The sequence below is a fragment of the Micromonospora krabiensis genome (assembly GCF_900091425.1).
In the GTDB taxonomy this organism is placed as follows: domain Bacteria; phylum Actinomycetota; class Actinomycetes; order Mycobacteriales; family Micromonosporaceae; genus Micromonospora; species Micromonospora krabiensis.
The window spans coordinates 4,469,438-4,492,811 of sequence record NZ_LT598496.1 but is presented as its reverse complement, the minus strand read 5'-3'; the positions used below and the strand labels follow the sequence as shown (position 1 = coordinate 4,492,811).

General features: G+C 71.9%; 23 protein-coding genes. 20 read left to right on the top strand and 3 right to left on the bottom strand.

All coding sequences use genetic code 11. The annotated features are described in order from the left end of the window. Positions 1-6: 6 nt before the first annotated feature. Positions 7-822, bottom strand: coding sequence for a carbon-nitrogen hydrolase family protein (locus tag GA0070620_RS20465; RefSeq protein WP_091593271.1), 816 nt, complete (start codon positions 820-822; stop codon positions 7-9). Between the two features lie 88 nt (positions 823-910). On the opposite strand from GA0070620_RS20465, the gene GA0070620_RS20460 reads away from it, so the two are divergent. Genes GA0070620_RS20460 through GA0070620_RS20450 form a run of 3 tightly spaced genes read left to right on the top strand, consistent with a single transcriptional unit; the run spans position 911 to position 3,702 of the window. After that, positions 911-1,492 (top strand): helix-turn-helix domain-containing protein, encoded by a 582-nt coding sequence (locus tag GA0070620_RS20460; RefSeq protein ID WP_091593270.1) that lies wholly within the window; start codon positions 911-913, stop codon positions 1,490-1,492. Between the two features lie 45 nt (positions 1,493-1,537). Continuing rightward, positions 1,538-2,806, top strand: a complete 1,269-nt coding sequence (locus GA0070620_RS20455; RefSeq protein ID WP_091593268.1) for an MFS transporter — start codon at positions 1,538-1,540, stop codon at positions 2,804-2,806. A gap of 44 nt (positions 2,807-2,850) precedes the next feature. Then, on the top strand, positions 2,851-3,702 hold the full coding sequence (locus GA0070620_RS20450; protein ID WP_091593266.1) for a menaquinone biosynthetic enzyme MqnA/MqnD family protein: 852 nt from the start codon (positions 2,851-2,853) through the stop codon (positions 3,700-3,702). A gap of 49 nt (positions 3,703-3,751) precedes the next feature. On the opposite strand, the gene GA0070620_RS20445 is transcribed toward GA0070620_RS20450, so the two are convergent. Further along, positions 3,752-4,699 (bottom strand): serine hydrolase, encoded by a 948-nt coding sequence (locus GA0070620_RS20445; RefSeq protein WP_091593263.1) that lies wholly within the window; start codon positions 4,697-4,699, stop codon positions 3,752-3,754. Further along, complete coding sequence (locus GA0070620_RS20440; protein ID WP_091593260.1) at positions 4,699-5,682, bottom strand: hypothetical protein; 984 nt, start codon at positions 5,680-5,682, stop codon at positions 4,699-4,701. Before GA0070620_RS20440 ends, GA0070620_RS20445 begins: the two co-directional genes overlap by 1 nt. 368 nt (positions 5,683-6,050) lie before the next feature. Here GA0070620_RS20440 and paaA point away from each other — a divergent pair, with 368 nt between their 5' ends. The 17 genes from paaA (at position 6,051) to GA0070620_RS20355 (ending at position 23,372) form a co-directional block, all read left to right on the top strand. Next, complete coding sequence (gene paaA, locus GA0070620_RS20435; RefSeq protein ID WP_091593259.1) at positions 6,051-7,121, top strand: 1,2-phenylacetyl-CoA epoxidase subunit PaaA; 1,071 nt, start codon at positions 6,051-6,053, stop codon at positions 7,119-7,121. Beyond that, positions 7,118-7,435 carry a 1,2-phenylacetyl-CoA epoxidase subunit PaaB gene (paaB, locus tag GA0070620_RS20430; RefSeq protein WP_091593256.1) on the top strand — a complete coding sequence of 106 codons (318 nt, stop codon included), beginning with the start codon at positions 7,118-7,120 and terminating at the stop codon, positions 7,433-7,435. Before paaA ends, paaB begins: the two co-directional genes overlap by 4 nt. After that, positions 7,432-8,157, top strand: coding sequence for a 1,2-phenylacetyl-CoA epoxidase subunit PaaC (gene paaC / locus GA0070620_RS20425; protein ID WP_091593254.1), 726 nt, complete (start codon positions 7,432-7,434; stop codon positions 8,155-8,157). Before paaB ends, paaC begins: the two co-directional genes overlap by 4 nt. Next, positions 8,154-8,630, top strand: coding sequence for a 1,2-phenylacetyl-CoA epoxidase subunit PaaD (gene paaD, locus GA0070620_RS20420; RefSeq protein WP_091593252.1), 477 nt, complete (start codon positions 8,154-8,156; stop codon positions 8,628-8,630). Before paaC ends, paaD begins: the two co-directional genes overlap by 4 nt. Then, positions 8,627-9,757: a 1,2-phenylacetyl-CoA epoxidase subunit PaaE gene (gene paaE / locus GA0070620_RS20415; protein WP_091593250.1), complete on the top strand. Its 1,131-nt coding sequence runs from the start codon at positions 8,627-8,629 to the stop codon at positions 9,755-9,757. Before paaD ends, paaE begins: the two co-directional genes overlap by 4 nt. Positions 9,758-9,827: 70 nt before the next feature. Beyond that, positions 9,828-11,018, top strand: coding sequence for a cyclic dehypoxanthinyl futalosine synthase (gene mqnC, locus GA0070620_RS20410; protein ID WP_091593249.1), 1,191 nt, complete (start codon positions 9,828-9,830; stop codon positions 11,016-11,018). Between the two features lie 387 nt (positions 11,019-11,405). Next, entirely contained in the window at positions 11,406-12,647 is a 1,242-nt protein-coding gene (locus tag GA0070620_RS20405; protein WP_091593247.1) for an LPXTG cell wall anchor domain-containing protein, read from the top strand. Between the two features lie 100 nt (positions 12,648-12,747). Continuing rightward, positions 12,748-13,458 carry a demethylmenaquinone methyltransferase gene (locus GA0070620_RS20400; protein WP_091593245.1) on the top strand — a complete coding sequence of 237 codons (711 nt, stop codon included), beginning with the start codon at positions 12,748-12,750 and terminating at the stop codon, positions 13,456-13,458. Between the two features lie 83 nt (positions 13,459-13,541). Beyond that, entirely contained in the window at positions 13,542-13,766 is a 225-nt protein-coding gene (locus GA0070620_RS20395; RefSeq protein ID WP_091593243.1) for a hypothetical protein, read from the top strand. A gap of 139 nt (positions 13,767-13,905) precedes the next feature. Then, on the top strand, positions 13,906-15,183 hold the full coding sequence (locus tag GA0070620_RS20390) for a geranylgeranyl reductase family protein (protein WP_091593241.1): 1,278 nt from the start codon (positions 13,906-13,908) through the stop codon (positions 15,181-15,183). Between the two features lie 131 nt (positions 15,184-15,314). Further along, on the top strand, positions 15,315-15,680 hold the full coding sequence (locus GA0070620_RS20385) for an NADH-quinone oxidoreductase subunit A (RefSeq protein ID WP_091593239.1): 366 nt from the start codon (positions 15,315-15,317) through the stop codon (positions 15,678-15,680). A 14-nt stretch (positions 15,681-15,694) separates the two neighbouring features. Further along, entirely contained in the window at positions 15,695-16,372 is a 678-nt protein-coding gene (locus GA0070620_RS20380) for a NuoB/complex I 20 kDa subunit family protein (protein WP_091593237.1), read from the top strand. After that, positions 16,369-17,100 (top strand): NADH-quinone oxidoreductase subunit C, encoded by a 732-nt coding sequence (locus tag GA0070620_RS20375; protein ID WP_091593235.1) that lies wholly within the window; start codon positions 16,369-16,371, stop codon positions 17,098-17,100. Before GA0070620_RS20380 ends, GA0070620_RS20375 begins: the two co-directional genes overlap by 4 nt. Further along, on the top strand, positions 17,097-18,425 hold the full coding sequence (locus GA0070620_RS20370; protein ID WP_091593234.1) for an NADH-quinone oxidoreductase subunit D: 1,329 nt from the start codon (positions 17,097-17,099) through the stop codon (positions 18,423-18,425). Before GA0070620_RS20375 ends, GA0070620_RS20370 begins: the two co-directional genes overlap by 4 nt. After that, the gene (nuoE, locus tag GA0070620_RS20365; RefSeq protein WP_091593231.1) at positions 18,422-19,609 is read left to right on the top strand and encodes an NADH-quinone oxidoreductase subunit NuoE; all 1,188 of its coding nucleotides are present in this window, start codon (positions 18,422-18,424) and stop codon (positions 19,607-19,609) included. Before GA0070620_RS20370 ends, nuoE begins: the two co-directional genes overlap by 4 nt. After that, positions 19,606-20,922 carry an NADH-quinone oxidoreductase subunit NuoF gene (gene nuoF, locus GA0070620_RS20360; protein ID WP_091593229.1) on the top strand — a complete coding sequence of 439 codons (1,317 nt, stop codon included), beginning with the start codon at positions 19,606-19,608 and terminating at the stop codon, positions 20,920-20,922. The genes nuoE and nuoF overlap by 4 nt, the downstream gene beginning before the upstream one ends. After that, a complete protein-coding gene (locus GA0070620_RS20355) occupies positions 20,922-23,372 on the top strand; it encodes an NADH-quinone oxidoreductase subunit G (protein ID WP_091593227.1) in 2,451 nt (816 codons plus the stop codon). Before nuoF ends, GA0070620_RS20355 begins: the two co-directional genes overlap by 1 nt. Positions 23,373-23,374: the final 2 nt, after the last annotated feature.

The following is a 23,374-nucleotide window of genomic DNA, read 5'->3' as shown; positions in this document are numbered from 1 at the left end:
TCCCCGTCAGGAGGCGGTCAACCGAATTACCTCGGACGCTGACGGTGGGCGGTACCGCAGGTCGAGGACATCGCGTCGCTGCTGGCCGAGGCTCCAGTCGGAGACCTCGGCCAGGTCGACGGTGACGCGGATCGTGCCGGTCTCGCCGGATGGCAGCTCGGCGAGCACCGCGCCGCGCGGCGACACGACCATGCTGGGGCAGTGCTGGCGCGGGTCCGCGAGGTTCACCGCGAAGACGAAGCGCTGGTTCTCGGCGGCACGGCTGATCAGGTGACTGCGCCAGACGCCCGGGACGGCCTCGGGGCTGGCCGCGTTGGTCAGGAAGACGAAGGCGGCCGCGCCGGAGCGGGCCAGGTGTTGCCACTGCTCCGGGTAGCGGATCTCGCGGCACAGTTGGACGCCGACCACGAGGTCACCCCAGGGTTGCGGCACCCGCCGGGTGGGCAGCTCGGCATCGGCCCGCAGCACCGGCCGCTCGTTGACGGCCAGGTTGATCTTCCGATAGCGCCACCGGTCACCGGCTGGTGTGAAGTGGAGAGCCACGTTCCACCAGGCGTCGTCCTCGGGCAGCAGGGAACCGCAGATGATGTGGACGTCGCGGGTCCGGGCCAGGTCGGCGACGGCCTCGACCGCCGCGGCGAGGCGGGAGCGGTCGAGTGTGGCGAGCGGGGACAGGTCGGGCGCGTACCCGGACAGCGCGCCCTCGGGCAACAACACCAGGTCGCCCCGTTCGGCATGGCCGACGACCTCCTCGATCGCGGCGAGGTTCGCGCCGATGTCCCAGCCGGTCGGGATCTGGCCGATCGTCACGCTCGTCTTCATGGTGCCTTCCGGGTCGGTGAGCCCGACCCGCCGGGACGGTGGTGCGGGGCGGACGTGCGGCGTCGGGGCGGGCCGGGATCATGGGGGGATGACCGAGCCGCGTGCCGAGGGTAGCCGGGTGACGATCAGCGATCCGTCCGTGATGCGGGCGCTGGCGCACCCGGTCCGACTGGCGATCATGGAACACCTCAGCTCGCTTCCCGCCGGGGCGACGGCCACCGAGTGCGCCGAGATCGTCGGGCAGTCGCCGAGCGCCACCAGCTACCACCTGCGGGAGTTGGCGAAGGCCGGGCTGGTCGAGCCGGCACCGAGTCGTGGCGACGCCCGGGAGCGGGTCTGGCGGTCGGTCGCCGCGAGTTGGACGGTCGACGCCGGCCGGACCACCGAGCCGGAGAGCCGCGCCGCCGAGAGCGCGCTGATCGAGGCGTGGCTGGCGCGCGAGGTGGAGCGCAGCCGGGAGTGGCTGCGGCGCGCGCCCGACGAGCCGGCCGAGTGGTACGCCGCCGCCCAGCTCGCCGACCGTCAGCTACTCCTGACGGCCGAGGAGTTGACCGAGCTGAACGAGGCGGTGTCCCGGCTTATGGAGCCGTACGGCAAGCGGCAGCGTACGGACCCGCCGGCCGGGGCGCGCACGGTGTCCGTCCACTACAAGGCGCTGCCGCTGGACTGAGGCCGGGGACTTGCCGGAACAGGTGTGAAGGATTATTTTCGAAATATGTCCTTCACACCTGCTCCCTCGCGCTGGTCGGACGTCTGGCTGGTCACCGCCTCCCGAGGGCTCTCCAGCTGTGGCGACTTCCTCGCGGCCAGCACCCTGACCCTGGCGCTCCAGAGCGCCGGTGCCGGTGGACTGGCCGTCTCCGGGCTGCTGCTGGCCGCGACCCTCCCGCTCGTGGTGCTGGCCCCGCTGACCGGGCGGCTCGCCGACCGGGTCGACAGCCGCCTCCTGCTGGTGGTCGCCGGTCTCGCCCAGACCGGCATCTGCCTCACCCTCGCGTACGCGGGCAGCCCGGCGCTGGTGATCGTCCTCGTCGCCCTGCTCGCCGTCGGTCTGGCGGTCACCCAACCCGTGCTGGCCGCCCTGGTCCCGGCGATGGTGCGACCCGTTGACCTGCCCCGGGCGAGCGCGCTGCACCAGTCGGCGGGCACGCTCGGCGCGCTCGCCGGCCCTGCGCTGGCGGGGCTGCTGGTGGGTGGTTTCGGGACGCGAGTCCCCCTGCTGATCGGCGGCGTCGGTTACCTCGGGCTCGTGGCGGCGGGGCTGCTGATCCGTACGCGCAGAGGTGGCCGCGGGCGGGCGGAGCCGGCGGTCGCCGGCGGCACGACCGCCCCGGCCGGCTGGCGTCTGCGCCGCGACCCGCTGCTGCTCGCCACGGTCGTCAGCGTGGCCGGCGTGGTCGGGACCGTCGGGTCGATCAACGTGGTCGAGGTCTTCTTCGTCCGCGAGACGCTGCACAGCAGCACCACGGTGTACGGCCTGGTCACCGGCGCCTGGACACTCGGCGTCCTGGCCGGCGGGTGGATCTTCGCGCGGTTCGTCGCGCGGATCCGCCGGGACGGGTCCCTAGCCCGGACCGGCCTCGTGCTGCTCGGCGGCTGCTGCCTGATGGTGCTGCTGTCGGCGGCCGTGCCGTCCGCGCCGCTGATCGTGCCGATCTGGTTGGTGGGAGGCATCCTCAACGGCGGCAACAACGTCCTCGGCACCGTGCTCCTGGCCCGGCGGGTGCCCGAGGTCGCCCGTGGCCGCGCCTTCGCGGTCTACGGCGGCGCGGTCCAGGGCGCCGCGATGGTCGGCTACCTGGTCGGCGGGCTGCTGCTGGAGCTGGCCGAGCCCCGGCCGCTGGTCGCCCTCGCCGGGGTCGCCGGACTGCTCGCGGTCGGCGCCCTCGCGGTGCCGCTCAACCGGGTGGCCCGGTCGGAGCGCCCCGAGCCGGCGCCGACGCCCGAACCCGTGCCGGCGGGTGCGGGTTTGGCCACTCGATGACGGGCCGGTGAGCCGGCCACGGCGGGCGGGGTTACGGTCGGGGCATGGCTGAGCGCATCGCCCGTCCGCGGGTCGGACACATCCAGTTCCTGAACTGCCTGCCGATCTACTGGGGGCTGATGCGATCCGGAGCGCTGATCGACGTCGACCTGCACAAGGACACGCCGGACCGGCTGAGCGCCGCGCTGGTCGCCGGTGACCTGGACATCGGCCCGATCACCCAGGTGGAGTACCTGCGGCACGCCGACGAGCTGCTCCTGCTGCCGGACCTCGCGGTCGGCAGCGACGGGCCGGTGCTGTCGGTCAACATCGTCTCCACCCGCCCGCTCGCCGAGCTGGACCGCGCCCGGGTGGCGCTCGGCTCGACCTCGCGGACCGGGGTGCTGCTGGCGCAGATGCTGCTCGCCGACCGCTACGGGGTCCGGCCGGAGTACTTCCGCTGCCCGCCCGACCTGACCCAGATGCTGCTGGAGGCGGACGCCGCGGTCGTCATCGGCGACGTGGCGCTGCGCGCGATGTACGAGGCGCCGGGCCGGGGTCTGGAGGTCACCGACCTGGGCCAGGCCTGGCGGGACTGGACCGGGCTGCCGATGGTCTTCGCCGTCTGGGCCGTGCGCCGCGACTTCGCCGCCGCGCATCCCGGCATGGTCAAGGAGGTGCACGAGGCGTTCCTGCGCTCGCGCGACCTCTCGCTGGAGGAGTTGGACAAGGTGGCCGAGGCGGGTGCCCGCTGGGAGCCCTTCGACGCGGAGACCCTCGCCACGTACTTCCGGACGCTGGACTTCTCGCTCGGCGAGCGGCAGGTCGCCGGCCTGCGCGAGTTCGCGGGGCGGGCCGCCGCCCTCGGCGAGGTGCCGGCGCTGCCCGCCGGCGGTCCGGAGTTCTTCGCCGGCTGACCGGAGGTCTGCGGCGAGGCCCGGCCGGACCGGTCAGCCGACGGCCGGGTCAGACACCGGGGCGGAGCAGCGCCTCGGTGATCTTCTGGCAGTTCTTCATGCCGTAGTCGTAGCCCATGTCGATGGGGTAGCGGACCATCACGCCCATCGTCCACGTGTCGCCGATCGCCAGGCAGTTGATGTGCATCTCCTGCTCCCTGGTCCGGTCGATCCACCCGTTCTTGATGGCGATCTTCTTCTGTTCGGCGGCCGGGAACGCCTTGCGGATGCCGAAGTCACCGGCGCCACGGACCAGGCGCATCTCGTTGAGCAGCCAGTTCGTCCACTTCGGTCCGGCGGCCTTGCCGGTGGCGATGCAGTTGCCCAGCCGGGCGGTGTCCCGGGGCGACAGGGCCGTGCGGCTCCAGCCGCCGTCGGGCGCGACGCTGCTGTCGGTGAGGTCGCACATCGAGATCAGACGCTTGATCGACGCCGACCGGCCGACGTTGTTGTAGAACTGCTCGGCGCGGGTGTTGTCGCTGTCCCGGATGATCCGGGTGGCGTCGGCGAGCTTGGCGTCGCTGGGGGTCTGGCCGTTCTCGGCGGCCCGGCGCAGGTAGTCGGCGACGATCCAGGACTTGATCAGCGACGCGGTGGTGCTGGTCTCACCCATGTTCTTCGAACCGATGATCGCGCCGGTCCGGCGGTCCAGCACGCTCCAGCTGTACCAGCCCTCGATGTCCAGGTCGTCGAGGTTCGTGGCCACGAACGGCAGCGGCTCCAGCGACGGGCTGGGGCTCGGCTGCGGCGACGGGCGGTTGCTGCGGTCGCTGGGCTGGCCGGTGGAGCGCTCGGCCGGTGCCGGGGCGTCGCCCCAGCGGGAGGCGGCCCGGGACTCGAAGGGCGAGCCGGGGAGCAGCCGCAGCGACACGAGGACCAGTCCGATGAGGATCACCGCGATGGCGATCAGTCGCAGCGGGGCGGCCTCCCCACCACGGCTGCGCCGGGCACCCGCCATCAGAGCTTCCCGACCGGTTGCTGCGGCACCTTGAGCGCGGCGCCCGGCTGCGGGGTCACCAGCTGGGTCGTCACACTCGCGCAGACCTTCGCCCCGTACGAGAGCGGCTCCTCGGCGGGGTAACGGAGCATCACCGCGAGGCTCCACTTGCCGGTCACCGCGAGGCAGTTCACGTGCCAGTTGCCGTCGTACGCCAGCTGCGTCCAGCCGTTCTTGATGCTGACCGGCCCCTGGGCCTTGATCTCGGCGGGCAGGCCGTCGACGATGCCCCACTTGCCGCCACCGGACGTGGCCTGCTGCTGCTTGACGGTGCCGCGCACCTTGCTCATCTCGTCCAGCACCCACTTGGTCCACTTCTGGCCGGCCGCCTTGCCGTCGGCGATGCAGTCACCGAGCCGGACGGCGTCCCGCGGGGACATCCGGGTGAAACTCCACCAGCCCTCGTACTTCGGCACGTTGCCGCGCTTCGTGTCGGTCAGGCCGCAGATGGAGATCGCCCGCTTGATCACCGGGCCGGGCTGGCCGCCCGCCGGGACGGCGTACGAGCCGCCGGCTGCCCGGTAGACCTTGTTGGCCGCGTCGTCGTTGCTGTCCCGGATGGCGAGGCTGGCCGCCTTGAGCATCTCGGCCGGGGGCTCCTTGTCGCCGAGTTGGCGCAGGTAGTCCGACACGATCCACGCCTTGATCATCGACTCGGTCGAGCTGGTCGAGGTCATGTTCTTCGAACCGGAGATCTTGCCGGTGGCCCGGTCCATGAGGGCCCAGGAGAAGAACTCGCCGGAGAAGTTCACCGACACCGGCGCGGCGGCCAGCGTCGGCGGCGGCGGTGGCGTGGGTGCGGGGGCCGCGACGCTGCCGCCGCCACCACCGCCGCTCTCGGCGGCGCCGTCGCCGGCGAGCCGGGCGTACGCGGTGGGGACGAGCAGGACGCCACCGAGCAGGACCGCCACGACGGCGAGCACCATGGTCACGCGGGAACGCATGAGTGGGCGAGCTCCAGATGTCAGGGCCGGGGGGACCGGCTGTTGCCAGGAGGACCGGCGGATCGCCGGGGCCGGGGGTCGGCGGCCCAGGTGGTGATGGCGATCATCGTCACCGGTCGGTGTGACCGGGAAAGTCTACGTCCGCAAGTGGCGTACGCCAGATTCCGCCACCTGGCAACTTGCCATGAAGACGGGATATCGGTCCACTATGCGGCTTCTGGGCGCATTCATCTTTGTGTCGTGCCTCACGCCACGGGATCGATCAGGGAGTTCCGCCACCGGGAGCGGTCGACCGGTCACCGAAGGTGTCTCCGGTTTCCTGTTACACCCTCTGGTTTCTTCAGTTGCGAGCTGTAACACTTGACGTCATGTATGGCAACGACTTCGGCACCACCGACGACGCACCCGGCGGCGGCCTGCTCGGCGAGGTCGAGGCGGCGGAGACCGCGCTGCGGGAGGCGGCGGCCCGACAACGGCGCGGGGCGCCCGCCTCGGCGGACGATCTCGCGGGCTACTTCGACGAGGTCGTCGCGGCGGATCAGAAGATCGAGCCACGCGACTGGATGCCGGAGGCCTACCGGCGGACCCTGATCCGGCAGATCGCCCAGCACGCCCACTCCGAGATCATCGGCATGCAGCCCGAGGGCAACTGGATCAGCCGGGCACCCTCGCTCAAGCGCAAGGCGATCCTGCTGGCCAAGGTCCAGGACGAGGCGGGGCACGGCCTCTACCTCTACGCGGCGGCCGAGACGCTCGGCATCAGCCGCGACGAGCTGGTGGAGATGCTGCTCAACGGCCGGCAGAAGTACAGCTCGATCTTCAACTACCCCACGCTCACCTGGGCCGACGTCGGCGCGATCGGCTGGCTGGTCGACGGTGCCGCGATCGTCAACCAGGTGCCGCTGTGCCGCTGCTCCTACGGCCCCTACGCCCGGGCCATGATCCGGGTCTGCAAGGAGGAGTCGTTCCACCAGCGGCAGGGCTACGAGATCCTGCACACGCTCTCCCACGGCACCCCGGCGCAGAAGGCGATGGCCCAGGACGCGGTCGACCGCTGGTGGTACCCGTCGCTGGCGATGTTCGGCCCGCCGGACGGCGAGTCGACGCACTCCACCCAGTCGATGGCCTGGAAGATCAAGCGCTTCTCCAACGACGAGCTGCGCCAGCGGTTCGTCGACATGTGCGTGCAGCAGGCCGAGATCCTCGGCCTGACCATCCCCGACCCGGACCTGCGCTGGAACGACGAGCGGCAGGCGTACGACTACACCCAGCCGGACTACGACGAGCTGATGCGGGTGATCTCCGGCGACGGGCCGTGCAACCGGGAGCGGATGGCGCACCGCCGGCGGGCCCACGAGGAGGGCGCCTGGGTGCGCGAGGCAGCGGCGGCGTACGCCGCGAAGCGGGCGGCGGAGCAGAAGGAGACGGTGGCGGCGTGACCGAGCGCAGCGAACGGGCGGAACGGCGCCCGCAGGAACATTCGCCCCTCTGGGAGGTCTTCGTCCGCGCCCGGCGCGGGCTGTCGCACACCCACGTCGGCAGCCTGCACGCGCCCGACGCCGAGCTGGCCCTGCGCAACGCCCGGGACCTCTACACCCGGCGTCAGGAGGGGGTGTCGATCTGGGTGGTGCCGGCGAGCGCGATCACCGCGTCCAGCCCCGACGAGAAGGACGCCTTCTTCGACCCGGCGGCCGACAAGGTCTACCGCCACCCCACCTTCTACGAGGTGCCGGACGGGGTGGCGCATCTGTGAACGGCCCCTTCGACTTCACGTTGGCGCTCGGCGACGACGCGTTGATCGCCGCGCAGCGGCTCGCCGAGTGGACGACGCGCGCGCCGGAGATGGAGGAGGACATCGCGCTGGCCAACATCGCCCTCGACCAGCTCGGTGCCGCCCGACTCCTGCTCACGTACGCGGGCGAGCTGGAGGGCGCGGGCCGCGACGAGGACGCGCTGGCCTACCAGCGCGGCGACCGGGAGTTCCGCAACTGCCTCCTGGTCGAGCTGCCCAACGGCGACTTCGCGGTGACCATGGCGAAGCTGCTGTTCCTCGCCGCCTACCAGGTGCCGCTCTACACGGCACTGGCCGGGTGCGCCGACGAGCGGCTCGCCGCGATCGGCGCGAAGGCCCGCAAGGAGTCGGCCTACCACCTCGACCACGCCTCGCTGTGGGTACGCCGCCTCGGCGACGGCACCGAGGAGTCGCACCGCCGCATGCAGGCGGCGGTCGACCAGGTCTGGCCGTACACGGCGGAGCTGTTCACACCCGACCCGACCGCGCCGGTCGACCCGGCCGGCCTGCGGGCGGAGTTCGACGCGACCGTCGCGGCGATCCTGACCGCGGCCACCCTCACCCGGCCGGAGACGGGCTGGACCCCGGGCGGCGGGCGGGACGGCGTGCACACCGAGCACCTGTCGTACCTGCTCGCCGAGATGCAGGTGCTGCACCGCGCCCACCCGGGGGCACGCTGGTGACCGACCCGAGGGAGGCCGTGGCGGCGGTGGTGGACCCGGAGATCCGGGTGCTCACCATCGACGAGCTGGGCATCCTCCGGGCGGTCGACCGGGACGCCGGCACCGGCCGGGTCGTCGTCACCATCACGCCCACCTACACCGGCTGCCCGGCGATGGACGTCATCCGCGCCGACATCCGGCGGGCGCTGGCCGCGGCCGGCCACCCGGACGCCGAGGTCCGTACCGTCCACAGTCCGGCCTGGAGCACGGACTGGATCTCCGACTCCGGCCGGGCCAAGCTGGCCGCCGCCGGGATCGCCCCGCCGGTGCCGGTGCGGGCCGGCGGCGTCGTGCCGCTGACCCTGTCGGTTCGGTGCCCGCGCTGCGGGTCGCTCGAGACCGAGCAGCTCAGCCGCTTCGGTTCCACCGCGTGCAAGGCGCTCTGGCGGTGCCGTTCCTGCTCCGAACCCTTCGACCACGTGAAGGCGCTGTGACAGTCACCATCACCCGGCCGGTCCGTCGTCGTCCGGTCTTCCACCCGCTCCCGGTCGGCGCCGTCGACCGGCTCACCGACGACGCCGTGGCGGTCACGTTCGCGGTGCCCGAGGAGCTGCGGGCCACATTCGCGTTCCGCGCCGGCCAGCACCTCACGGTGCGGCTGCCCGCCGGGGCCCGGCCCGCCGAGGCGGACGGCGACGGGGACGTCCGCCGCTCGTACTCCATCTGCTCCACCCCGGACGAGCTGGCCCGGCACGGCCGGCTGCGGATCGGGGTGCGCGAGGTCCCCGGTGGCGCCTTCTCCGCCTTCGCGTGCGGCTCGCTGCGCGACGGCGACACCATCGAGGTGCTGCCGCCCCTCGGGACCTTCACGAGCACGTTCGAGCCCGGCCGTGTCCGCCACTACGGCGCGGTGGTCGCCGGCTCCGGCATAACCCCGGTGCTCGCGCTGGTCGCGACCGCACTGGCCGTCGAGCCGGCCAGCACGTTCACCCTGGTGTACGGCAACCGGACGGCGAACACGGTGATGTTCGCCGAGGAGTTGGCCGACCTGAAGGACCGCTACCCGGCGCGGCTGCACCTGGTGCACGTGCTCTCCCGGGAGCAGGGCGAGTCGCCGCTGCTCTCCGGGCGGATCGACGCCGACCGGATGACCCGGCTGCTGGAGACGATCGTGCCGGGGGAGCGGGTCGAGGAGTGGTTCCTCTGCGGCCCGTACGGGATGGTGGTCGACGTCCGCGAGGTGCTGGCCGCCCGCGGCGTGCCCGACACGTCGGTGCACACCGAGCTGTTCCACGTCGACGCCCCACCGGAGCCGCCGCGCCGGCCGAGCGACGAGCCCGGCGCGGGGACCGAGGTGACGATCCTGCTCGACGGCCGGTCGTCGACCTTCTCGATGGGACGTGAGCAGCGGGTGCTGGACGCCGCGCTGAAGGTCCGCGGCGAGCTGCCGTACGCGTGCAAGGGCGGCGTCTGCTCGACCTGCAAGGCGAAGGTGGTGGAGGGCGAGGTCACGATGGCGCGCAACTACGCGCTGGAGCCGGACGAGGTGGCCGCCGGCTACGTGCTGACCTGCCAGTCCAGCCCGCTGACGGACAAGCTGACGGTCGACTACGACGCCTGAGGCGTGGGCCGGACGACAGGAGGTGGGCACCGTGGGCGGGACCGGTGCGGGGCGACGTAGGCTCGGAGGCGTGACGGTGAGCCGGGAGATCGACGACATCCTGCAGCGCGGCGCGGACGGCGGGCGGATCACGCCCGAGGAGGCCCTGCTGCTCTACACCGAGGCGCCCTTCCACGCGCTGGGCGAGGCGGCCGACGCGGTGCGCCGGCGCCGCTACCCGGACAACATCGTCACGTACCTGATCGACCGCAACATCAACTACACGAACGTCTGCGTGACGGCGTGCAAGTTCTGCGCCTTCTTCCGCGCTCCGAAGCACAAGGAGGGCTGGACCCACCCGACCGAGGAGATCCTGCGCCGCTGCGGCGAGGCGGTCGAGCTAGGCGCCACCCAGGTGATGCTCCAGGGCGGCCACCACCCGGACTACGGGGTGGAGTACTACGAGGAGCTGTTCTCCTCGGTCAAGCAGGCCTACCCGCAGCTCGCCATCCACTCGATCGGGCCGAGCGAGATCCTGCACATGGCGAAGGTCTCCGGCGTCAGCCTGGACGAGGCCATCGCGCGGATCAAGACGGCCGGGCTGGACTCCATCGCCGGCGCGGGCGCGGAGATGCTGCCCGAGCGGCCCCGCAAGGCCATCGCGCCGCTCAAGGAGTCGGGCGAGCGGTGGCTGGAGGTCATGGAGCTGGCGCACCGGCAGGGCATCGAGTCGACCGCGACGATGATGATGGGCACCGGCGAGACCAACGCCGAGCGGATCGAGCACCTGCGGATGATCCGTGACGTGCAGGACCGCACCCGCGGCTTCCGGGCCTTCATCCCGTGGACCTACCAGCCGGAGAACAACCACCTCAAGGGGCGCACCCAGGCGACGACGCTGGAATACCTGCGGCTGGTCGCGGTGGCCCGGCTGTTCTTCGAGACGGTGCCGCACCTGCAGGCCTCCTGGCTGACCACGGGCAAGGACGTGGGCCAGCTCGCCCTGCACATGGGTGTGGACGATCTCGGCTCGATCATGCTGGAGGAGAACGTCATCTCCTCGGCCGGCGCGCGGCACCGGTCCAACCTGCACGAGCTGATCGGCATGATCCGCTCGGCGGACCGCATCCCGGCGCAGCGCGACACGCTCTACAACCGGCTCGCCGTGCACCACACCCCGGCCGACGACCCGACCGACGAGCGCGTGGTCTCGCACTTCTCCTCGATCGCGCTCCCCGGTGGCGGGGCCGGCCGGCAGTTGCCGCTGGTCGACGCCCGCTGAGCGGCGGCTCCGCTGTCCGTTCGGCTGAGCCGGGCTCGGGCGTGCGCGCCGGCCGGCCTCGGCGGTACGGGCCGTCCTGACCGTTCGGCGAGGTCCGGGGACGGTCGGGGCTGGTGGAGTTGATCGTCGGCCGATAGCGTGCCGCGTCGTACTCCCTCACCATGGTTGGCAGGCCGCCGAACCGGTCCTCCATCGGCCCGTGAGGGCCGTTCACATAATGCACGGCAGCGCGGGCGGGATGGGTCACCATCCCGCCCGCACTGTCCATCGGGGCTGGTCCGGACGGCTGAATATCGATCGCGGGGGCTGGCGTCGGCCATCGAGCTCCGATAGTTTCCGCTGGGTCCGCAACCCGATCAATCTTCCCTACCCCGAGGGACGACACCCATGACACCGTTCCACCGCTCGGCGCTGGCACGCGCCGGCGTCGTGGCCCTGCTCGCGGCCGGCGGCCTGACCGCCGTGGCCGCCCCGGCGCAGGCCGCCGAGAAGGCTCAACTCGCCCTGACCCCGCTCAGCTACCAGGTGGCCAAGGGCGTCAAGGCGGCGAAGGCCAAGCCGTTCAAGTTCCGCGTCGACAACCTCACCGGGTCGGTCGGCGCCACGGCCGTCACGGTCACCGTCAACACCAGCGGGCTCGACCGGTCCCTGGTGCGCGTCGTGGTGCCCGACGGCTGCGACAAGAAGGGCAAGACCTTCACCTGTGTCCTGGGCGACCTGCCCGGCGGCACCGCCGAGGACTTCGGCATCCCCGTGTTCAGCACCGGCGGCCCCGGTGACGCGGGCACGCTGTCGGTGAAGATCAAGGCAGCGAACGCCGAGCCGGTGGAGAAGCTGCTCCACGACATCACGGTCGCCGAGCCGGGCTACGACCTGACCGCCTGGGTGCAGGACGTCCAGGCCAACGTCGTCGTCAACGGCGCCGTCGTCGACGAGCCCGACCTGAAGCCGGTCCGGCGCGGCGTCACGGTGCCGCTGGACTGGGCCGTCTACAACGACGGCAGCCGCAAGGCCACCGGTCTCACCTACGGTTTGACCCTGCCGGCCGGCGTCAGCTTCGCGCGGACGCCGGAGGGCTGCGACGCGCAGGAGTTCGACGGCCGGCACCAGATCTTCTGCGACGACCCCGGCGTGGTCGTGGAGCCGGGCGAGTACTACACCGCCGAGGTGCGGGTGAAGGTCGACGACGACGTCACCGAGCCGGTGCTCAAGTTCGGCGACCTGTTCGCGTACGGGCTGGAGCGCGCCGAGGGCCTCGCGAAGGAGGAGCCGGAGGTGGCGACCCAGGCACAGCGCCGCACCTTCACCGAGGTCGACGAGGTCGACAACCAGACCACGTTCGAGGCGTTCGTGGACCTGTCGGCCGAGCCCACCCCGACGCCCACCCCCACACCTACGCCGACTCCCACTCCGGACGCCACGGCGACGCCGAGTCCCGGTGCCACGTCGACCCCCGGCGGCGGTGGCGGTGGTGGCGGCGACGGTGGCCTGCCGGTGACCGGTGTGCAGGCGGACCTGATCGGCGGGATCGGCGCGCTCGTCCTGCTGGCCGGCGGCGCGCTGGTGCTGCTCTCCCGGCGGCGCCGGGTCGTGCTGGTGACCCCGGGCGACGAGAAGTCGACCGACTGAGCGCACACGCAGCCGAAGGGCGGGTGGCGTTCGCCACCCGCCCTTCGTCGTCCGCGGACCCACCGGCCGACCGGCCGTCGGTTGCTGGCAGAGTGGAGGGGTGACTCGCACCCCGCACGGCCGTCGCGCCAGCCTGGACAAGCAGCCGCACGAGGTCGCCGCGATGTTCGACGGCGTGGCGGAGCGCTACGACCTGACGAACACGGTGATCTCCTTCGGGCAGGACCGGGCGTGGCGGCGGTCGACCCGGGCCGCGCTCGGGCTGCGCCCGGGTGAGCGGGTGCTCGACGTCGGGGCGGGCACCGGCGTGTCGACCGAGGAACTGGCCCAGTCCGGGGCGTACGCGGTCGGCGCCGACCTCTCCCTCGGCATGCTGTACGCGGGCAAGCGCCGCCGCCCCGGCGTGCCGCTGCTGGCCGGGGACGCGCTGCGGCTGCCCTTCGCGGACGCCAGCTTCGACGCGGTGACCATCTCGTTCGCGCTGCGCAACGTCACCGACACCGACGCCGCGCTGCGGGAGCTGGCCCGGGTCACCCGGCCCGGCGGCCGGCTGGTGGTCTGCGAGTTCAGCACCCCGGTCAACGCGGCGTTCCGCACGCTCTACCTGTCGTACCTGATGCGCTCCCTTCCGACGGTGGCGCGGGCGGTGTCCAGCAATCCCGACGCGTACGTCTACCTGGCGGAGTCGATCCGGGCGTGGCCGGACCAGGCGGCCCTGGCGGGGCGGATCGGGGCGACCGGCTGGCGCGGCGTGGCCTGGCGCAACCTGACCGGCGGGGTGGTGGCCCTGCACCGCGCGGTACGCGAGTAGTCCTCGCTCGCCACCGGGAGGGCTTAGTCCCTTCTTTCGTGAATAGCCGATTTCCGTCCACTTTGCGTCGTAGGCTCGCCCCCATGACGGGACCAGAGTCGGCGGACCCCGTGGCCGCCACCGACGACGACGCCGCCGAACTCATCGCGCAGCTGCGGGAGTTGGCGGGCGCCGATCCGGCCGACGTCCGTCAGGTGGTCGCCGAGGTGCTCGCGGCCTTGGACCGGGCGGCGGGTGGCGCGCTGCGCGAGCACCTGCCGGAGACGATCCGGGTCGATGCCGGTCTCGACGCGCCGAGTCACGCCTGACAGTAGGGGTACGGAAACGTTTCCCTCCTGTCACATCCGTAACTTAGGCACCCCTGCTAAGGCGGGCATGAGACGTCGGTCATAGACTCCCAGCGTCTGGCTTGTGAAGCATTTCACGAGCACGCGGGAGGAGGCGCGAATGACCGCGGTGGAGAACGACGCCGACGTGATCGTTGTGGGCGCCGGTCCCGGTGGGTCGGCGACCGCGTACCACCTCGCCCGGCACGGGGCGCGGGTGCTGCTGCTGGAGAAGACCGAGTTCCCACGCGAGAAGGTCTGCGGCGACGGCCTGACCCCGCGCGCGGTGCGACAGCTCATCCGGATGGGTGTGGACACCTCCACCGAGGCGGGCTGGCTGCACAACCGCGGCCTGCGGGTGATCGGCGGCGGCGTCCGGCTGGAGCTGGACTGGCCCGACCTGGCAAGCTTCCCCAACTACGGCCTCGTCCGCACCCGGCTGGACTTCGACGAGCTGCTCGCCCAGCGGGCCGTCGTCGCCGGGGCCGAGCTGCGCACCGGCGTCAACGTCACCGGGCCCGTGCTCGACGCGGACGGCCGGGTGATCGGCGTCGAGGCCGAGGCCGGGCCGGACAAGGCCCCCGCCACCTTCCACGCCCCGCTGGTCGTCGCGGCCGACGGTGTCTCCGGTCGCTTCCCCCTCGCGCTCGGGCTGGCCAAGCGGGAGGACCGGCCGATCGGGGTGGCCGTCCGGCGTTACTACCGCTCCCCGGCCAAGCACGACGACGACTACCTGGAGTCCTGGCTGGAGCTTCGCAGCAAGGAGAGCGGCGACAACCTGCTGCCCGGCTACGGCTGGATCTTCGGGTTGGGCGACGGCCGGGTCAACGTCGGCCTCGGGGTGCTCAACTCCTCGTCCGCGTTCGGCAAGACCAACTACCGCCGGCTGCTCACCGACTGGCTGGCGAACACCCCCGAGGACTGGGGGATGACCGACGAGGCGAACGCCGAGGGACCGATCCTCGGCGCCGCGCTGCCGATGGGCTTCAACCGGGTCCCGCACTACACCCGCGGCGTGCTGCTGGTCGGCGACTCCGGCGGCATGGTCAACCCGTTCAACGGCGAGGGCATCGCGTACGCGATGGAGTCCGGTGAGCTGGCCGCGGAGATCGCGGTGCAGGCGCTGGCCCGGCCGGCCGGTGTGGAGCGTGAGCGTGCCCTGCAGGCGTACCCGGTCGAGCTGAAGGCCCGCTTCGGCGGCTACTACCGGCTCGGCGGCATCTTCGTGAAGCTGATCGGCCGCCCGGAGGTCATGCGGATGGCCACCCGGCACGGGATGCCACACCCGACACTCATGCGCTTCGTGCTCAAGCTGCTGGCCAACCTGACCGACCCACGTGGCGGGGACGCGATGGACCGGGTCATCAACGCGATGACGAAGGTGGCGCCCGCGGTATAGACCCCGGCCGCGACCGGCGACGGGAGCGGACGGACCAAGAGATCGACCCCCGCCGGAGGTCGTCGTGGGGGACGTGAATATCGTGATTTTCGTCAACCACGAGGGCAGGGAAGGACGAGCAGGAGAAGAAGATGACGCTCTCGCCTTACGCACCCATCATCGGGCTGTTCGCCCTCGCCGCGGCGTTCGCGCTGTTCTCCGTGGCCGCCGCCCGCTTCGCCGGCCCCCGGCGATACAACAAGGCCAAGCTCGAGGCGTACGAGTGCGGCATCGAGCCCAGCCCGCAGCCGGTCGGCGGCGGCCGGTTCCCGATCAAGTTCTACCTGACGGCGATGCTCTTCATCGTCTTCGACATCGAGATCATCTTCCTGTACCCCTGGGCGGTCTCGTTCGACGCCCTGCCGATCTTCGGCTTCGTGGAGATGGTCCTGTTCATCGTCGCGGTCTTCGTCGCGTACGCCTATGTCTGGCGGCGCGGCGGCCTGGACTGGGACTGAGGAAGGAACGTCAGATGGGCATCGAGGAGAAGCTCCCCGCCGGCGTCCTGCTCACCTCGGTGGAGAAGCTGGTCAACTGGTCCCGGAAGTCGTCCGTCTGGGGCGCCACCTTCGGCCTGGCCTGCTGCGCCATCGAGATGATGGCGGCCGGTGGCCCGCACTACGACATGGGCCGGTGGGGCATGGAGGTCTTCCGGGCCTCGCCCCGGCAGGCGGACCTGATGATCGTGGCCGGCCGGGTGAGTCAGAAGATGGCGCCGGTCCTGCGGCAGATCTACGACCAGATGGCCGAGCCCCGCTGGGTGCTCTCCATGGGCGTCTGCGCCAGCAGCGGTGGCATGTTCAACAACTACGCCATCGTGCAGGGCGTCGACCACGTGGTGCCGGTCGACATGTACCTGCCCGGCTGCCCGCCCCGTCCCGAGATGCTCATCGACGCGGTCCTGAAGCTGCGCGAGAAGATCATGCACGAGCCCCTCGGCCCGAACGGCCGCAAGATGCTCGAGGCGCGCAAGGAGCGCGGCGACGTACCGGTCGTGCCCTACGGCTCGATGCCGTCGTCGTACCGCAGTGACAAGGCCCGGCGTGCCGAGTGGACCCAGGCAGTCCGGGAGGGCCGCGAGGAGCAGCTGCGGATCGAGAACTGGATGAAGGCCCAGACCCACCTCCAGCCGCACGGGGGGATCAAGTGACCGACGACAAGCCCACCGACGGCGGCGTACCGGTACCGGTGACCCCGGCCGGCGCGAGCAGCGGCGCCCCCGCCGAACAGCCGCCGGCCAGCCCCGCCGGCCGCGGTATGTTCGGCAACCAGGGCTCGGGTGACGTCTCCGGCTACGGCGGCCTGGTCCGCCCGCGCCGGCCCGTCGAGGCCGCCGCCCGGCCGTTCGGGGAGTACTTCGACGAGGTCTACGACGCGCTGGAGGAGGCCTACCCGGCCTTCGGCGACGCGATCGAGAAGGTCGTGGTGGACCGCGGCGAGCTGACCCTGCACGTACGCCCGGAGCGGATCGCCGAGGTCTGCCAGGTGATGCGCGACGACCTGGCGCTGCGCTTCGAGCTCTGCTCCTCGGTGTCCGGTGTGGACTACCTCGGCGCGGAGGCCCGTCGGCTGCACGTCGTCTACCAGCTCACCTCGATGACCTACCGCCGGATGGTCCGGCTGGAGGCCGCGGTCTCCGCCGAGGACCCGCACCTGCCGAGCGTCACGTCGATCTACCCGACGGCGGACTGGCAGGAGCGCGAGGCGTACGACATGTTCGGCATCGTCTTTGACGGCCACCCCAGCCTGACCCGCATCCTCATGCCGGACGACTGGGAGGGGCACCCGCAGCGCAAGGACTACCCGCTCGGCGGCGTGCCCGTCGAGTACAAGGGCGCCGAGATCCCGCCGCCGGACCGGAGGAGGTCCTACCAGTGACCACGTCCAACTACGCCACCGAGCGCGAGACCACCGAGGGCAGGGTCTTCACCGTCACCGGTGGGGACTGGGACAGCGTCGTCTCCGGCACCGACCCGATCAACGACGAGCGCATCGTCGTCAACATGGGTCCGCAGCACCCGTCCACCCACGGCGTCCTCCGGCTCATCCTGGAGCTGGAGGGCGAGACGGTCCGCGAGGCCCGCTCGGTGGTCGGCTACCTGCACACCGGCATCGAGAAGAACCTGGAATACCGCAACTGGGTCCAGGGCAGCACCTTCGTGACCCGGATGGACTACCTCTCCCCGCTGTTCAACGAGACGGCGTACGCGCTGGCGGTGGAGAAGCTGCTCGGCATCACCGACGACATCACCGAGCGCGCCACCACCATCCGCGTGCTGATGATGGAGCTGAACCGCATCTCGTCGCACCTGGTCTGGCTGGCCACCACCGGCATGGAGCTGGGCGCGATCAACATGATGCTGTACGGCTTCCGCGAGCGGGAGCACATCCTCGACATCTTCGAGACGATCACCGGCCTGCGGATGAACCACGCGTACGTCCGGCCCGGCGGTGTCGCGCAGGACGTTCCGGACGACGCGATCGTCAAGATCCGCAACTTCCTGAAGCTGATGCCGAAAAAGCTCAAGGAGTACGAGAACCTCCTCTCCGGCCAGCCGATCTGGATCGAGCGGACCAAGAACGTCGCGGTGCTCGACGTCACCGCCTGCGTCGCGCTCGGCGTGACCGGCCCGGTGCTGCGCTCCGCCGGCCTGGCGTGGGACCTGCGCAAGACCATGCCGTACTGCGGCTACGAGACCTACGAGTTCGACGTGCCGACGCACACCGACGGCGACGTCTGGGGCCGCTACCTGGTCCGGCTCGCCGAGATCCGCGAGTCCTTGAAGCTGGTCGAGCAGGCGCTGGACCGGCTCGCGAAGCCGGGTCCGGTGATGGTGGCCGACCGGAAGATCGCCTGGCCGGCGCAGCTGGCCATCGGCGTCGACGGCATGGGCAACTCGCTGGAGCACGTCGCCAAGATCATGGGCCAGTCGATGGAGTCTCTGATCCACCACTTCAAGCTGGTCACCGAGGGCTTCCGGGTCCCGCCGGGCCAGGTGTACGTGGGCATCGAGTCGCCCCGCGGCGAGCTGGGCGTCCACGCGGTGTCCGACGGGGGCACCCGCCCCTACCGGGTGCACTACCGGGAGCCGAGCTTCGTCAACCTCCAGGCCCTTCCGGCGATGGCCGAGGGCGGCCTGATCGCCGACGTGATCGCCGGTGGCGCCTCGCTGGACCCCGTGATGGGTGGTTGTGACCGATGAAGACCTTCAGTGAAGAGACCCGGGTCCGGGCACGGGAGATCATCGCCCGCTACCCGGCCGACCGGTCCCGCTCGGCCCTGCTGCCGCTGCTGCACCTGGTGCAGGCGGAGGAGGGCTACGTCTCCCCGGCCGGCGTGGAGTTCTGCGCCGAGGTCCTGGGCCTGAACAAGGCCCAGGTGGGCGCGGTGGCCACCTTCTACACCATGTACAAGCGCAAGCCGACCGGTGACTTCCTGGTCAGCGTCTGCACCAACACCATGTGCAACGTGCTCGGTGGCCAGGAGGTCTACGACACCCTCTCCGAGCACCTGGGCGTCGGCCACGACGAGACCACCCCGGACGGCACGATCACCCTGGAGCACGCCGAGTGCCTGGCGGCGTGTGACTACGGGCCGGTCATGACCGTCAACTACGACTTCTTCGACGGTGTCGACCCGCGGACCGCGGTCGGCGTGGTCGACGAGCTGCGGGCCGGCGGACGGCCGATGCCGACCCGGGGCGCCCGGCTCTGCACGCTCAAGGAGATGGCGATCCAGCTCGCCGGCTTCGCCGACGAGCGCGAGGGCGCGGTCGCCGACGGCGGGCCGGGCGAGCCGAGCCTGCGTGGTCTGCGGCTGGCCCAGCAGCACGGCGTCTCCGTGCCGGGCTTCGACCCGAAGACCCCGATCCGCAGCAAGGCGGAGGCCGACCGGGCCGCCGCCGAGGCGAAGGCGAAGGCCGAGGCCGAGAAGGCGGCGGCCGCGAAGGCCGAAGCCGCCAAGGCGGCACCGGCGGCCACGGTGACGAAGGGGGGCGACGGCGCGTCCGCCCCGACCGGTGTCCCGACGAACGCCGGGGTCGGCGAGCCGGCCGCGCCGGAGCGCGCCACCGGCAGCACCGCCCCGGATGTGAAGGCGCCGGACGACAAGTCGCCGGAGATCCGGGCCGCCGAGACCCGGCAGCCGGACGCCGCGACGGCCGTCCCCGACGCCCCCGGCACGAAGGTTCCCACCGACCCGGCCGCCCCGGCTCCGCGCGACGCGCAGGAGGCGGAGGCCGCCGGCGCCGCGGCGAACCCGCCGGCCGGTGACGGCAAGCCCGCCGGCGACGAGGCCGGCGCGCAGGAGCGCAACCTCAACGAAGCGTCGGCGGGCTCCGGCGGGTCCGGCTCCGCCGTGGCGAGCGAAACGGGGGTCCAGAAGTGACCACTCCTCGGCCGGAGACGCTGGCCAAGCTGACGCCGGTGCTCACCAAGCGCTGGCTGTCGCCGGACGCCTGGCGGATCGGCACCTACGAGAAGCTCGACGGCTACGCGGCGCTGCGCAAGGCGGTCAAGGCCCACCCGGACGACCTGATCCAGCTGATCAAGGACTCCGGGCTGCGCGGTCGCGGCGGCGCCGGCTTCCCCACCGGTCTCAAGTGGGGCTTCATCCCGCAGGGTGACGGCAAGCCGCACTACCTCGTCGTCAACGCCGACGAGGGCGAGCCCGGCACCTGCAAGGACCTGCCGCTGATGACCCACGACCCGCACTCGCTGGTCGAGGGCGTCATCATCGCCTCGTACGCGATCCGGGCCAACCGGGCGTACATCTACATCCGCGGCGAGGCCGTGCACGCCGCCCGGCGACTGCGCAACGCGGTGCAGGAGGCGTACGCCAAGGGCTACCTGGGCACGAACATCCTGGGCTCCGGTTTCGACCTGGATCTGGTGGTGCACTCGGGCGCCGGGGCGTACATCTGCGGCGAGGAGACCGCGCTGCTGGACTCGTTGGAGGGGTTCCGGGGCCAGCCCCGGCTGCGCCCGCCGTTCCCGGCGACCCACGGCCTGTACGCCAGCCCGACCGTGGTCAACAACGTCGGCACCATCGCCAGCGTGCCGTACATCGTGCTGGGTGGCGCCGACTGGTGGAAGACCATGGGCACGGAGAAGTCCTCCGGCCCGATGATCTACTCGCTCTCCGGCCGGATCGCCAACCCGGGCCAGTTCGAGTGCTCGATGGGCATCACGCTGCGCGAGCTGATCGAGCTGGCCGGCGGCATGCAGCCCGGGCACAACCTGAAGTTCTGGACCCCGGGCGGCTCGTCGACGCCGCTGCTGACCGCCGAGCACCTGGACGTGCCGCTGGACTTCGAGGGGGTGGCGGCGGCCGGGTCGATCCTGGGCACCACGGCCACGCAGATCTTCTCCGACCAGGACTGCCCGGTCTACGCGACCTACCGGTGGCTGGAGTTCTACCACCACGAGTCGTGCGGCAAGTGCACCCCCTGCCGGGAGGGCAACTACTGGATGGTGCGGGTCTACCGGCGGATCCTCTCCGGTCAGGGCACCCACGAGGACCTGGACACCCTGCTCGACACCTGCGACAACATCCTCGGCCGCTCGTTCTGTGGTCTGGGTGACGGTGCGACCAGCTCGGTGACCTCCTCGCTGAAGTACTTCAAGCAGGACTACCTCGACTACATCGAGGGACGTACCGCGCCGAAGCTGTCGGACAAGCAGCTGGTGGGAGCCCACTAATGACCGACGTAGCAAAGCAGACCGAGACCGTCACCCTCACCATCGACGGCGTCGAGGTCACCGCCCCCAAGGGGGCGCTGCTGATCCGGGTCGCCGAGCAGTTGGGCACCGAGATCCCCCGGTTCTGCGACCACCCGCTGCTGGCCCCGGCCGGCGCGTGCCGGCAGTGCCTCGTCGAGGTGGAGGGGCAGCGCAAGCCCGTCGCCTCCTGCACCCAGACCGTCGCCGACGGCATGGTGGTCCGCACCCAGCTCACCTCCCCGGTCGCCAAGAAGGCGCAGGAGGGGGTCATGGAGCTGCTGCTGCTCAACCACCCGCTCGACTGCCCGATGTGCGACAAGGGCGGCGAGTGCCCGCTGCAGAACCAGGCCATGTCCACCGGCCGCACGGACTCGCGGTTCCACGAGCACAAGCGGGAGTACCCGAAGCCGCTGCCGATCAGCAGCCAGGTGCTGCTGGACCGGGAGCGCTGCGTCCTCTGCCAGCGGTGCACCCGGTTCTCCGAGGAGATCGCCGGCGACAAGTTCATCGACCTGATGGGCCGGTCGTCCGCCGAGGAGATCAACATTTACCGGGACGACGCGTACGGCGCCGAGGGCGAGGAGGGCGACGTCCCGTTCAACTCCTACTTCTCCGGCAACACCGTGCAGATCTGCCCGGTGGGTGCGCTGACCGGGGCCCAGTACCGCTTCCGGGCCCGCCCGTTCGACCTGGTCTCCACCCCGAGCGTGTGTGAGCACTGCTCGGCCGGCTGTGCCCAGCGCACCGACTACCGGCGGGGCAAGGTGCTGCGCCGGCTGGCTGGCGACGACCCGGCGGTGAACGAGGAGTGGAACTGCGACAAGGGGCGGTGGGGCTTCCAGTACACCCGCGCCTTCGACCGGCTCAGCACCCCGCTGGTGCGCGACCGGCAGACCGGCGAGCTGCGGGAGGCCTCCTGGAGTGAGGCGCTGAACGTCGCCGCCGAAGGGCTGCGGGCCGCCCGGGACTCCGGGCAGGGCACGGCGGTGCTCACCGGCGGCCGGTTGACCGTCGAGGACGCGTACGCGTACGCGAAGTTCGCCCGGGTCGCGCTCAACACCAACGACATCGACTTCCGGGCGCGGCCGGTCTCCCGTGAGGAGTCCGACTTCCTGGCCAGCTCGGTCGCCGGCGTCACCGACGTGACGTACGCCGACGTGGAGAAGGCCCCGGCGGTCGTGCTGGTCGGCCTGGAGCCGGAGGAGGAGTGCCCGATCCTCTTCCTGCGGCTGCGCAAGGCGTACCTGAAGCGGACCCTGACGGTGTACGCGATCGCGCCGTTCGCCACTCGTGGCCTGGAGAAGCTGGGCGCCAAGCTGGCGCGGGTCGTGCCGGGCGAGGAGGCCAGCGTGCTGGCCGAGCACGCCACCGTCGCCGAGGCGCTGGGCCAGGAGGGCGCGATCCTCATCGTCGGCGAGCGGCTCGCCGAGGTGCCGGGCGGTCTGTCGGCCGCCGCGGACGTCGCCCGGCGTACCGGCGCGAAGCTGGCCTGGGTGCCGCGGCGCGCGGGTGACCGCGGCGCGGTCGACGCGGGTTGCCTGCCGAACCTGCTCCCCGGTGGCCGGCTGGTCACCGAGCCGGCCGCCCGCGCGGAGCTCGGCGAGGCGTGGGACATCGCGGCCGGGGTGATCCCGAGCCAGGCCGGCCGGGACACCGACGGCATCGTGGCGGCGGCCGCCGAGGGCCGACTCGGCGCGCTCGTCGTGGCCGGTGTGGACCCGGCGGACCTGGCCGACCCGCGGCTGGCCGAGCAGGCTCTCGACACGGTGCCGTTCCTGGTCAGCCTGGAGCTGCGCAACAGCGCGGTCTCCCGCCGGGCGGACGTGGTCCTCCCGGTCGCCCCGACGCAGGAGAAGGCCGGCAGCTTCCTGGACTGGGAGGGCCGGCTGCGCACCTTCGACGCGGTGCTGCAGACGACGGCCATGAACGACGGCCGGGTGCTGGACGCGCTCGCCGCGCAGCTCGGCGTGCGGCTCGGGACGGGCGACGTCATGACCGTCCGCCGCGAGCTGGGTGGGCTGCCGCCGTCGCGCACCGAGCGCCCGGCCGCCCCCTCCGTGGCGGCGGCGACGGTGCCGCAGCCGCGTGCCGGCGAGGCGGTGCTGTCCACCTGGCACGAGCTGATCGACCTGGGCAGCCTCACCGACGGTGACGAGCACCTGGCCGGGACGGCCCGCGCGGCGCTGGTCCGGCTGGGCAAGGGCACCGCCGAGGCGCTGGGCGTCGCCGACGGCGACCCGGTGACGGTCGGCACCGACCGGGGTGCGGTCACCCTGCCCGCGGCGATCACGGAGATGCCGGACGGCGTCGTGTGGCTGCCGACCAACTCGCCCGGCTCGACCGTCCGGCGCAGCCTCGGCGCGACCTCCGGCAGCGTCGTACGGGTCTCGGCCGCCGCGGTGGTCGCGAACGGAGGGGATGTCCGGTGAAC